The 12,159-nt window shown below is 58.1% G+C and carries 8 protein-coding genes; 3 read left to right on the top strand and 5 right to left on the bottom strand.

Annotation, left to right across the window (positions count from 1 at the left end):
• Positions 1–190: 190 nt before the first annotated feature.
• Entirely contained in the window at positions 191–637 is a 447-nt protein-coding gene (gene fur / locus SSARUM_RS05715; RefSeq protein ID WP_019454058.1) for a ferric iron uptake transcriptional regulator, read from the top strand.
• A 247-nt stretch (positions 638–884) separates the two neighbouring features.
• Here fur and SSARUM_RS05710 read toward each other — a convergent pair whose 3' ends face one another.
• The 5 genes from SSARUM_RS05710 to nagE form a co-directional block, all read right to left on the bottom strand.
• On the bottom strand, positions 885–3,542 hold the full coding sequence (locus SSARUM_RS05710; protein ID WP_041033874.1) for a beta-N-acetylhexosaminidase: 2,658 nt from the start codon (positions 3,540–3,542) through the stop codon (positions 885–887).
• A gap of 13 nt (positions 3,543–3,555) precedes the next feature.
• On the bottom strand, positions 3,556–3,882 hold the full coding sequence (gene chiQ, locus SSARUM_RS05705; protein ID WP_004939944.1) for a ChiQ/YbfN family lipoprotein: 327 nt from the start codon (positions 3,880–3,882) through the stop codon (positions 3,556–3,558).
• A 47-nt stretch (positions 3,883–3,929) separates the two neighbouring features.
• Positions 3,930–5,333 carry a chitoporin ChiP gene (gene chiP, locus SSARUM_RS05700; protein ID WP_033655304.1) on the bottom strand — a complete coding sequence of 468 codons (1,404 nt, stop codon included), beginning with the start codon at positions 5,331–5,333 and terminating at the stop codon, positions 3,930–3,932.
• Positions 5,334–5,911: 578 nt separating this feature from the next.
• Positions 5,912–7,576, bottom strand: coding sequence for a glutamine--tRNA ligase (gene glnS, locus SSARUM_RS05695; protein WP_033655303.1), 1,665 nt, complete (start codon positions 7,574–7,576; stop codon positions 5,912–5,914).
• 240 nt (positions 7,577–7,816) lie between these two features.
• Complete coding sequence (gene nagE, locus SSARUM_RS05690) at positions 7,817–9,853, bottom strand: N-acetylglucosamine-specific PTS transporter subunit IIBC (protein ID WP_033647186.1); 2,037 nt, start codon at positions 9,851–9,853, stop codon at positions 7,817–7,819.
• Positions 9,854–10,187: 334 nt separating this feature from the next.
• Here nagE and nagB point away from each other — a divergent pair, with 334 nt between their 5' ends.
• Both nagB and nagA read left to right on the top strand, forming a co-directional pair.
• The gene (nagB, locus tag SSARUM_RS05685) at positions 10,188–10,988 is read left to right on the top strand and encodes a glucosamine-6-phosphate deaminase (RefSeq protein ID WP_004939952.1); all 801 of its coding nucleotides are present in this window, start codon (positions 10,188–10,190) and stop codon (positions 10,986–10,988) included.
• 18 nt (positions 10,989–11,006) lie between these two features.
• Positions 11,007–12,146 (top strand): N-acetylglucosamine-6-phosphate deacetylase, encoded by a 1,140-nt coding sequence (gene nagA / locus SSARUM_RS05680; protein WP_033637449.1) that lies wholly within the window; start codon positions 11,007–11,009, stop codon positions 12,144–12,146.
• Positions 12,147–12,159: the final 13 nt, after the last annotated feature.

The raw sequence follows: 12,159 nt of genomic DNA, 5'->3' as shown, positions 1-12,159 counted from the left end.
TCGGTTTATCCCATCCATCAAGGCGTTGCATGCAAAACATGCAATAGTGCAATTATATCTTTGTTAACAACCGGCGGTTTCTATTTAGTACAACCGGTTCTATAATGAGACGCATTAACTCTTTGTGCCGACCGATGCCACAGGCGAGTACGCCTCAACTTGATTAGCATAGTAACAGGACTGAATTCGCATGACCGACAACAACATCGCACTGAAGAAGGCCGGCTTAAAAGTCACGCTTCCGCGACTCAAAATCCTGGAAGTACTGCAAAATCCGGAATGCCATCACGTCAGTGCGGAAGATTTGTACAAAAAACTGATTGATATGGGCGAAGAGATCGGGCTGGCAACGGTTTATCGCGTACTGAACCAGTTTGACGATGCGGGCATTGTGACACGTCACAATTTCGAAGGCGGCAAGTCCGTGTTCGAGCTGACCCAACAGCATCACCACGATCACCTGATTTGCCTGGACTGCGGCAAAGTGATTGAATTCAGCGACGAATCCATCGAAGTTCGCCAGCGTGATATCGCCAAGCAGCACGGCATCAAGCTCACCAACCACAGCCTGTACCTGTACGGCCACTGCGAAACCGGTGACTGTCGTGAAGACGAAACGCTGCACGACAAGAAATAAGCCTGACCGGCTATGAAAAACCGCCTCACACCGAGGCGGTTTTTTTATGCCCGCCGTGCAACGGGCAAAAAAATCCCCGGACAAGCCGGGGAAAATCATGTCATGAAATATCACAATTGCAGCGGCACTGCGACTCCACGTACTACTCTCACTTCAACGTCCGCCCCGCGCCGACACGCGCGAAGGCAGACGCATTCCCCCTTCGTTATACGGCCTGCCGCCGGGGCAGCAGGCCGTTGCACCGGGCTTAAACCTTCTCGGCGCGGCTGTAGCGTTTACCGTCCGGGCTGACCGAACGCACCTGAACGTCACCGGAAACCGCCGGTTTGGCCTTGGCGTCATAGCGCTGCCACTGCTTGCCGCCGTCGGTGGAATACTCGATGCCCAATCCCGGCAGCGCGATATTCGCCTCCAGCTTGCCGCCCGCTACGCGCGCGCCCGGCACCGGCAGACGGTAAGCGACGCCGCCTTTGTCCAGCTTGGCCAGCTCACGCTGGCCCAGAATATTAGCGAAGCGCAGCCAGTCTTTCTCCAGCGCCTTGGTATCGACAAAGTGGGTTTCCCCTCCTTTGTATTCGCGGCCGGCGCGATAGTCCTGCTCCCAACCGGCGCGGTGCCAGGCGCGTTCCGCCACCGACAGCGCGCGTGGGAAGATCATGTATTCCATCTGCGGATCGGTGCGCTGGGTTTCGCTCCACAGCTGAGCGGACAGCCCGTAGGCGCCCGGCCACGGCTTGTCGCTCTTGGCGCTGAAGGGGTTGCCGTCGCGGTCGACCGAGGTTTCCGCGTTCTGCGGCATGTTGTCCGGCGCAAAGCTGAACACCTTGCGCTCGTCGCTGAAGCGGGTGCCCCAGTAGTAACCGCGCTCGTCCGGGTTCACCTCGTAAGGGAAGTCCATATAGACGTAGTCCGGGTTGGAAACCACCACTTCATACCCTTTGTTGGCCCAGTCGTTGACGCTATCGAAACCGCCCCAGTACAGGGTATCCCAGAAGTTGACGCCCACGCGCGAGGTGGCGAACGCCTTCGCGCTCTCGGCGTCTTTCAGGCCGTCCTGCCAGGCCTGCATTCTGTCGATGCCGTGCGCCTTCACCAGCTTGCTGACCTCTTGGCCGAAGTAGCTCGGCAGGTGCTCCATGTCGGCCACCTTGCCTTCTTTGATCATCGTCTGGCACACCTGCGACTTGGCCCACGGCTTGTCTTCGTTGCTCTGATCGATGATGCCTTTGCCCGGCTCCGGTTTCGCCTTGTCGGTATAGCCGGCGCCCAGGCGAATGTTTTTCGCTTCGTCGCCGCCGAAGTGCCAGGTCTTGATCGGCTGGCCGGCTTCTTTATGCATCTGGGCGATTTCGCCGATCACCTTGTCGACAAAGCGCTGGGAAGAGTCCAGGCACGGGTTCAGGTAGCTCTGGCGGTTAAAGAACTGCACGGAGGTGGTGTTGGAGGTATCGGTCGGATCCACCAGGCGGAATTCGTTGGCCTCCTGCTCTTTCCCGGCGGCATGCAGCTTTTTATAGCGCGCTTCCATCGAGACCACCGCGGCGCGGGCGTGCGCCGGCATGTCGATCTCCGGGATCACTTCAATCTGGCGCGCCTGGGCGTATTTGATGATGTCGATATAGTCCTGACGGCTGAAGAAGCCCCCGTAGACGTCCGGCCCCTGGCCGTACTGCGGCAGCAGGCAGGTGGTTTCGCTCAGATCGTGGCAGCGCTGGCCGCCGACTTCCGTCAGCTCAGGCAAACCGGGGATCTCGATGCGCCAGCCTTCGTCATCGCTCAGGTGGAAGTGGAATTTGTTGAGCTTGTAGGCCGCCATCTGATCCAGCAGGCGCAGCACCGCGTCCTTCTTATGGAAGTTGCGCGCCACGTCGAGGAAAATGCCGCGATACTCGAAGCGCGGCGCATCGCTGGCGTCCAGCGTGGCGATCTTGCCGCTGCCGTCGCTCGGCACTAACGACAGGATCGACTGCAGCCCGTAGAACACCCCGGCCTGATCGAAACCGATCACTCGCGCCTCTTTCTTGCCGATTTTCAACTCATAGGCGCCTGACACCGCCATCGCGCCTTTAAACTTGCCCGGCTGAATGTCGGTCTTGATCGGATAGCCGTTGGCCTGAACCGGCACGCCCAGCAGCGCAAAGCGCTGGTTGACGGCGTCCGCCGCCGGCTTGACCAGCGTGCTCAGATCCGGTGCCACGCCGTTACGCAGATCGGCGTCCTGCGCGTGTACTTTCACCTGCATCGGCGTCGGCACGATCTGGCCGCGCAGCGCGCCGGCAGGCAGCGTCTGCAGATCGGCATTGCTGACAAAGCGCGAAGCCGGCGTCATCAGAATATTTTTGTCGTCCTTGGTGCGCTTCCACTGGTCGCCGGTGAACGGCGCCACGAACTGATCCAGATTTTCGGTATCGGTATTCGCCAGCATTTTCGGCTTGGCGTCGCCGGACGTGGCATACCAGCGCGGCAGGAAGTCGTTTCTGAACAGCTGCCAGTATTCGGCCACCACTGGAATTTCCACCGCCTTACCGGCCGGGAAACCGCTGAATTTGGCGGTCGGCTCCAGCTTGTACAGATCGCCGGTGAGGTGAGCTATCTTGAACTGGTCGTTGTCCACCCGCAGGGTCTGGCGCGGGCTGTGGAAATAGATGACCCAGTCTTTGCCGTCGATCGCCTGGCCGTCGTTGCTGAGGGTGAACAACACCCGGTTGCAAGAGGCCCAGTCGGCGCCCAGCGCCGCGCAATCCACGCCGTTTTCGCCGGCGCGGTTATCCAGCATTTTTACGTTCAGCTTCAGCTGACTCAGTTGATCCACCAGCTGTTGATCGGCCATGGCGTTTCCCATGCCGCCCAGGAATCCCATCGTTGCCGTCAAAGCGGCTAATGCGCTCAGTTTGAATGCGTTCATGTTCTTGTCCTTCTTAATTATTGTTATCGCGAATTTCTTGCCACAGCTTGCCGCACTTGGCGTCGTAAGCCTGACCGTTGCCGCTGTGAACCGCCATAATGCAGTTCTGATAATCCATCACCCGCACCGTTTCCTGCGCGGCGAACTGCTGGTGCTGCTTCTCTTGCTTCAGCACGTTCAGCACCGCCTTGCAGGGCTGCAGACGCTCCGGCGAACCTTCGGCGGTGTTGATGCAGGCGCTGTAAGCCTGCTTCAATTTGGCATCTTCCGGCGGCGCGGCGGGTTGCGCGCAGGCGCTCAAGGCCGCGGCGGCCGCCAACATCAGCATGATTTTTTTCATCGTTGAATTCCCTTAACTTGCCCCCGGCGGCGAGGCCGGGGAACGCATCAGAAGATGGTGAATGGCGCGATGACCATGAACTTGACGTCTTTCTCGTCCTGGAAGATGTTGCCGTAACCGCCGCCCCAGCTCGGGATGTTGGTGTGGTTGTCATACTGGGTGTAGTGCAGCTTGATCAGCGTGCCCTTGGCGCGCCCTTCCTGGATGGTGTACATCGCGTCCAGGCTCCAGGCGCTCTCTTTCAGGCGCTGGCTCTGATCGTAGATCGGGTTGGTGCTCGGCTTGGCGTCCCAGGCGTAAACGTAGGAGCCGCCGACCGCCATGCCCGGCAGGTTCCAGTTGCTGAGGTCATACATCACGCCGGCGTACACCGCTTTCTCGCCGTTGGCGTTAAAGTCAGAGCGGTTGTCCCACCACACGTCCAGACGGCCGTTGGATGAGGCGTAGGTTGGGGTCATGCGCTGCAGGAAGAAGCCCTGGTTGCCTTCCGCCTTGACCATGGTGCCTTCCAGACGCCAGTTGAACTGCCCGGTGGTGTAACCGAAGGTCAGCGCCTGCAGCCAGGCCAGGCCGTCGTAGATGCTGTTTGGATCGTTCTTGTCGCTGATGCGGTCTTCCGCACCGTAGAACTGGTAACTGGTGGTCAGCGGGTTGCCCAGCAGATCGAATTTGTAAGACGCTTTAGTGAAGTATTGATTCACGTATCCCTGCGCCTGGCCGAAGGCGGCTTCCAGCACCAGATCGTTTTTGAAATCGTATTTGGCGCCCAGCGAGTGCAGGTAGGAGACGCGGGTTTTCCTGTCGTTCTGGCGGAAGTCGTCCACCTCGATATGCCACGGTGCCTTGTATTTGTCGGCCCACATGTAGGAGAAGCTCAACGCACCGGCATCGCCGTAGTCGAACTTGGCGCCGGCTTCGGCCCCCTGATAGGTGCCCGGCATAAAGCTCCAGTGTGGCGCCAGCAGGGTTTGGCCGCTCGGCTGAATATAGCCGGCGCGCGCCCAGACCGGGCCGTATTTGAATTTGGCGGCGGCTTTGTACAGGCTGATGCCGCCCTTGTCACCGGAATAGTCTTCGTCGTAGGTCCGGTTTTTCGAGGAAAACGCGATCTCGTTCGGGTGGCCGCTGGCGCTGGATTCCGCCAGCTCGATGGCGGTGAAGGCACCGACGTCCAGACCGAACATATCCCAGGCGTAGCCCGAAGCGAAATCCAGGCTCAGGTTGGCGGTGGAGTGCGACAGGTTGGTGGTGTATTGGTTGTAATCCTTGCTGTCCGGATTGAGATCTTTACGGTCGCGCTCACGTTGCCAGTAATAGATGCCGCCGGTCAGCGTGGAATCATCGATAAACCCTGCGGCTTTCGCCTCAGGCGCCATGGCAAACCCTGTTCCCAACAGCGCGCCCGCGACTGCGAGCGCCAGCGTTTTACGCTGAGCACCGTGCGTACCCATATTGAAATTCCTCTTTGACTTAACTTAAAAGTTGCAGCCGCCTGTGTTCACCACTGCCCTGCACGACTGCCAATAAAAAACCCGAACGGGTAAAAAATATTGCCGACGAGATGTTATTCCCACAGCACTAATTGCTACAGACAGACTATTTTTCGCGACGCGAATTATCAAATGAAAAATGCGGGAGATTTGTCAAAGTATGACAAGGAGCACATATCAGTGAGATTTTGTTACGCCGGTGATCATGGAAGGTGTCGAATAAAAAATTCAATTAAATCAGAATAAATTGAGATACCAGGTCAACCAGAGACGATTAATGGTTTCAGCCCGACTAAATCCGTCAGTCAGGCGATAAAAATTGAAAGCGCTCTCTAAATGAAATTAATTCGCATCACGAATATATAAGTAAATATTAAGACTAACAAGGCCAATATCAGAAAGCTTATGGGTTAATGCGCCGTGATTAATTAAACGCGCTCCGGTTAAAATCAGAGAGAAATAGACCGCAGGTGAAATTACAGGCAAAAAAAAGCGCGGCCTAAGCCGCGCTGATTCATTAATTTTCGAGGCGAATAAGATTAGCCCTCGATTTTCGCCCAGGTGTCGCGCAGGCCGACGGTGCGGTTAAACACCAGATGCTCGGCCGACGAATAGCGACTGTCGGCGCAGAAGTAACCTTCACGCTCGAACTGATAGGCTTTCTCCGGCTGTGCGGCCGCCAGGCTCGGCTCGACGAAGCCGTGCTTGATCACCAGCGATTCCGGGTTGATGGTGGAGAGGAAATCTTCCGCCGCGCCCGGGTTAGGCACGCTGAACAGGCGATCGTACAGGCGAATTTCCGCCGGCAGCGCGTGCGCCGCGGACACCCAATGGATCACGCCCTTCACCTTGCGGCCGTCGGCAGGATCTTTGCTCAACGTTTCCGCATCGTAGCTGCAGAAGATGGTGACGATCTCGCCCGCTTCGTCCTTCTCGACGCGCTCGGCCTTGATCACGTACGCATTGCGCAGACGCACTTCTTTGCCCAGCACCAAGCGCTTGTACTGCTTGTTGGCTTCTTCGCGGAAGTCGGCGCGATCGATATAGATCTCGCGGCTGAACGGCACATCGCGGCTGCCCATTTCCGGCTTGTTCGGATGGTTAGGCATGGTGACCATTTCCACCGCATCGCCCATGTTCTCGATGACGATTTTCACCGGATCCAGCACCGCCATGGCGCGCGGGGCGTTCTCGTTCAGATCGTCGCGGATGCAGGATTCCAGCGCCACCATCTCGACGTTGTTGTCTTGCTTGGTCACGCCGATGCGCAGGCAGAACTCGCGAATCGAGGCGGCGGTATAACCGCGGCGGCGCAGACCGGAGACGGTTGGCATCCGCGGGTCGTCCCAGCCTTCGACGATCTTCTCGGTCACCAACTGGTTCAGCTTGCGCTTCGACATGATGGCGTATTCGAGGTTGAGACGCGAAAACTCGTACTGACGCGGGTGGCAAGGAATGGTGATGTTATCCAACACCCAGTCATACAGACGGCGGTTATCCTGGAATTCCAGGGTACACAGCGAATGGGTGATCCCTTCCAGCGCATCGGAAATGCAGTGGGTGAAATCGTACATCGGGTAGATGCACCATTTATTGCCGGTCTGGTGGTGTTCGGCGAACTTGATGCGGTACAGCACCGGATCGCGCATCACGATAAACGGCGAAGCCATATCGATCTTGGCGCGCAGGCAGGCGGCGCCTTCGGCGAACTCGCCGTTGCGCATCTTCTCGAACAGCGCCAGGTTCTCTTCCACGCTGCGATCGCGGTACGGGCTGTCTTTGCCCGGCGCGGTCAGGGTGCCGCGATATTCACGGATCTGCTCCGGCGACAGCTCATCGACGTAGGCCAGCCCCTTGGTGATCAGCTCGACCGCATACTGGTGCAGCTGATCGAAATAGTCTGAGGAGTAACGAACGTTGCCGCTCCACTCAAAGCCCAGCCACTCCACGTCGTGCTTGATTGACTCCACGAACTCGATGTCTTCTTTCACCGGGTTGGTGTCATCGAAACGCAGGTTGCACTGGCCCTGATAGTCCTTGGCGATGCCGAAGTTCAGGCAGATGGACTTGGCGTGGCCGATATGCAGATAGCCGTTAGGCTCCGGCGGGAAGCGGGTATGTACCGACGTGTGTTTCCCCGACGCCAGATCTTCATCGACGATCTGACGGATAAAATTGGTTGGGCGGGCTTCAGCCTCACTCATTTCACTGTTCCTCAATGCAAAGCGCTACACATAACCGCCTATGATCCAACAAGCCACGTCTGGAAACAACCGTTTGTTGCACGAAAAATGCGGCGCGTTGCCCCCTCGGCGCGCAGCGCACCGCCGTGGGGCGAAACGGGATAAAAAAAGCGGGAAGAGATCGCTCTCTTCCCGCCAAATCGGGGCAAACTCCGCCATGATGCGTGGCCGGCTCCCGGTACTACTCAGGTAAAAACGGCCTTACTTTTGGATCTCGTACAGCTTGGTCTGACCGGCGACCACCGAGCCGCTGGCCAGCGCCGCCAGGCCGGCGTAGTCGTCAGCGTTGCTGACCACCACCGGGCTTATCATCGAACGCGCGTTGGCGTTGAGATAATCCAGATCCAGTTCCAGGATCGGTTGACCGGCTTTCACTTCCGCGCCCTCTTCCACCAGGCGTTTGAAGCCCTGGCCTTCCAGCGCGACGGTGTCGATCCCCATGTGCACCACGATCTCGGCGCCCTTGTCGGTTTCCAGGCAGAACGCGTGGTTGGTATTGAAGATTTTCACCACGGTGCCGTCCGCCGGCGCCACGACGATGTTGTCGGTCGGGCGAATCGCCAGGCCGTCGCCTACCGCCTTGCTGGCGAAAGCTTCGTCCGGCACCTGATCGAGCGCCACGACTTCACCGGTCACCGGCGCCACCAGCGTTTCAAACGCGGCTTTCGGCGCGTTCGGCACCGCCTGCGGTTTGGCTTCCGCGGCAGGGGCCGCCGCCGGGGCCGCCGCAGCCGCTACCGGGCCGGCTGCAATCACGTTGCGCATTGCGCTGGCGATAAGTTCAGCACGGGTGCCGACGATCACTTGCACGCTCTGCTTGTTCAGGCGGATAACGCCGGATGCGCCGAGGCGTTTCGCCAAGGCGTCGTTCACCAGCGCGGAGTCTTTCACATTCAGACGCAGGCGGGTGATGCAGGCATCGATGCCGGTCAGGTTGTCGGAACCGCCGATCGCGCCGACGTAGCGACGGGCCAGCGTGGTGGTTTCGTTTTCGTCTTTACCGGCGTTGCTGTCGACGTTGACGTCATAACCGTCGGTTTCGTCACCGGCAACCGCCAGTTCGCGGCCCGGGGTCATCAGGTTGAATTTCTTGATGGTGAAGCGGAACACCACGTAGTAGATGACGAAGAACACCAGGCCTTGCGGGATCAGCATGTACCAGTGGGTCGCCAGCGGGTTGCGGGACGACAGCACCATATCCACCAGCCCGGCGCTGAAGCCGAAACCGGCGATCCAGTGCATGCTGGCGGCGATGAACACCGAGATACCGGTCAGCACGGCGTGGATCACGTACAGCACCGGTGCCACGAACATGAAGGAGAACTCCAGCGGTTCGGTGATGCCGGTAAAGAAGGCGGCGAACGCGGCCGCCAGCATGATGCCCGCCACTTTGGCTTTGTTTTCAGGACGCGCGCAGTGATAGATGGCCAGCGCTGCCCCCGGCAGACCGAACATCATGATCGGGAAGAAGCCCGCCTGATAACGGCCGGTGATGCCAACAACCGCTTTACCGGCTTCGATTGACTGCTGGCCGCCGAGGAAGTTAGGAATATCGTTGATGCCGGCCACGTCGAACCAGAACACCGAGTTCAGCGCGTGGTGCAGGCCGACCGGGATCAGCAGACGGTTGAAGAAGGCGTAAATGCCGGCGCCGACCGAACCCATTTTCTGAATGTGTTCACCGAAGTTCACCAGACCGTTGAAGATCACCGGCCAGATGTACATCAGAATGAAAGCGACCAGGATCATCAGGAAGGAAATGAGGATCGGCACCAGGCGGCGGCCGCTGAAGAACGACAGCGCCTTAGGCAGCTCGACGCCGCTGAAGCGGTTGTACACTTCGGCGGAGATGATACCCACCAGAATACCGACGAACTGGTTCTGGATCTTGCCGAACGCGGCAGGCACCTGATCGAGCGGGATCTTCTGAATCATCGACACGGCGGCCGGTGAACAGAGGGTGGTCAGCACCAGGAAGCCGACGAAGCCGGTCAACGCAGCGGCGCCGTCCTTGTCTTTGGACATGCCGTAGGCCACGCCGATAGCGAACAACACCGACATGTTGTCGATGATAGCGGAGCCGGATTTAATGAAGAAAGCGGCGAGCGCGTTGTCGCCGCCCCAACCAACAGGGTCAATCCAGTACCCGACGCCCATCAAGATGGCGGCGGCGGGCAGCGTGGCGACCGGCACCATCAGCGCCCGTCCCACCTTTTGCAAATAACTAAGAATGTTCACCTTTTCCCCCTATGTTGTCCGCGGACGGACCCTATTAGTAGTTTATTTGGAGCTCTCACTACCTTTTTAGAAACAACGCATGGCACGTATCACTCATGCCGAGTGTAAAAAATTTATTTTGTATCGCAAATTAAAACCTCCCTTTTTGTGATAAATATCACCAAAAAGTAGTCTTTCCCTCCCGGATTGCTGGCCATCACACAAAACTTATTTTATCATTCAAAAAATCAACCGGACGGACGATTCACGCGAGAATCATAAAGCTGGGTTACGCTTAGGACTCCCGCAGGCCCGTACAGTATAGCTTTAGTTTACTTATCCCAAGAGGTGTTAGATGAGACTTATCCCACTGAAAGATACCGCACAAGTCGGCAAATGGGCCGCGCGTCATATCGTTCAACGCATCAACGCATTCAAGCCAACCGCAGAGCGCCCGTTTGTACTCGGCCTGCCTACCGGCGGCACGCCGCTGGAAGCCTACAAACATCTGATTGCGATGCACAAAGCAGGTGAAGTAAGCTTTAAGCATGTTGTGACTTTCAACATGGACGAGTACGTTGGCCTGCCGCAGGAACACCCGGAAAGCTACCACACCTTCATGTACCGCAACTTCTTTGATCACGTTGATATCCCTCGTGAAAATATCAACCTGCTGAACGGCAACGCCGCGGATGTCGACGCCGAGTGCCGCCAGTACGAAGAGAAGATCAAGTCTTACGGCAAAATTAACCTGTTCATGGGCGGCGTGGGCATCGACGGCCATATCGCGTTCAACGAGCCGGCTTCGTCCCTGGCTTCGCGCACCCGCATCAAAACGCTGACCGAAGACACCCGCATCGCCAACTCGCGCTTCTTCGGCGGCGACGTCAGCCTGGTGCCGAAATATGCGCTGACCGTCGGCGTGGGTACGCTGCTGGACGCGGAAGAAGTAATGATCCTGGTGACCGGCCACGCCAAGGCGCAGGCGCTGGAAGCCGCGGTGGAAGGCAACATCAACCACATGTGGACCATCAGTTGCCTGCAGCTGCACGCCAAAGCGGTGGTGGTGTGCGACGAACCGGCCACCATGGAGCTGAAAGTCAAAACCGTTAAATATTTCCGCGAGTTAGAAGCGGAAAGCGTGAAAAGTCTTTAATCTTTGCAGGGGGCTACGATGTTCGCTTTAACCCACGGCCGAATCTATACCGGCCACGACGTACTTGATGACCATGCAGTCATTATCGCTGATGGGCTGATCGAGAGAGTCTGCCCGGCGGCTGAATTGCCCGCCGGCATCGAAACGCGCGACCTGGGTGGCGCCATCCTGGCCCCCGGGCTTATCGACGTGCAGCTGAACGGCTGCGGCGGCGTACAGTTCAACGATTCGCTGGAAGCGATTTCGGAAGAAACGCTGGAGATCATGCAGCACGCCAACGAGAAATCCGGCTGCACCAGCTATCTGCCGACGCTGATCACCAGCAGCGACGAATTCATGAAGCACAGCGTCGAGGTGATGCGCGCCTATCTGAAAAAGCACCAAAACCAGGCGCTGGGCCTGCACCTGGAAGGGCCGTACCTCAGCCCGGTGAAAAAAGGCACCCATAACCCGGCGTTCATTCGCAAGCCAACGCAGGACATGATCGATTACCTGTGCGCCAACGCCGACGTGATCACCAAGGTGACGCTGGCGCCGGAGATGGTTGAGCCACACGTTATCAAGCAGCTGACCGAGGCCGGCATCGTGGTCTCCGCCGGCCACTCGAACGCCACCTACGATCAGGCGCGCACCGGCTTCGCCGCCGGCATCAGCTTTGCCACCCACCTGTACAACGCCATGCCGTATATCACCGGCCGCGAACCGGGGCTGATGGGGGCGATCTTCGACACGCCGGAGGTCTATACCGGCATCATCGCCGACGGCCATCACGTGGCCTGGGCGAGTATCCGTAACGCCAAACGCCTGAAAGGTGATAAATTGGTATTGGTCACCGACGCGACCGCACCGGCAGGTGCAGATATTGACCAATTTATTTTCGCCGGTAAAACAATATACTATCGGGATGGGCTGTGCGTGGATGAGAACGGCACCCTGAGCGGTTCCGCGCTGACCATGATCGAAGCGGTGCAAAACAGCGTCGAACATATCGGCATCGCGCTGGACGAAGCGCTGCGCATGGCGACGCTGTACCCGGCGCGCGCCATCGGCGTCGAGCACCGTCTGGGCACCATCGAAGCCGGCAAGGTGGCTAACCTGACCGCCTTCACCCGTGATTTTAAAATCACCAAAACGCTCGTTAACGGTAACGAGGTTTAATTCAATGAACAGC

Origin of the sequence: Serratia sarumanii (assembly GCF_029962605.1) — a bacterium.
GTDB lineage: Bacteria > Pseudomonadota > Gammaproteobacteria > Enterobacterales > Enterobacteriaceae > Serratia > Serratia sarumanii.
The sequence above is the reverse complement of the archived record's forward strand: the minus strand, read 5'-3'. Positions and strand labels throughout refer to the sequence as shown.

Excerpts from the sequence above, each read along its gene's own strand:
- fur (WP_019454058.1), top strand. The coding sequence starts at position 191 with ATGACCGACAACAACATCGCACTGAAGAAGGCCGGCTTAAAAGTCACG.
- SSARUM_RS05710 (WP_041033874.1), bottom strand. The coding sequence starts at position 3,542 with ATGAACGCATTCAAACTGAGCGCATTAGCCGCTTTGACGGCAACGATG.
- chiQ (WP_004939944.1), bottom strand. The coding sequence starts at position 3,882 with ATGAAAAAAATCATGCTGATGTTGGCGGCCGCCGCGGCCTTGAGCGCC.
- chiP (WP_033655304.1), bottom strand. The coding sequence starts at position 5,333 with ATGGGTACGCACGGTGCTCAGCGTAAAACGCTGGCGCTCGCAGTCGCG.
- glnS (WP_033655303.1), bottom strand. The coding sequence starts at position 7,576 with ATGAGTGAGGCTGAAGCCCGCCCAACCAATTTTATCCGTCAGATCGTC.
- nagB (WP_004939952.1), top strand. The coding sequence starts at position 10,188 with ATGAGACTTATCCCACTGAAAGATACCGCACAAGTCGGCAAATGGGCC.
- nagA (WP_033637449.1), top strand. The coding sequence starts at position 11,007 with ATGTTCGCTTTAACCCACGGCCGAATCTATACCGGCCACGACGTACTT.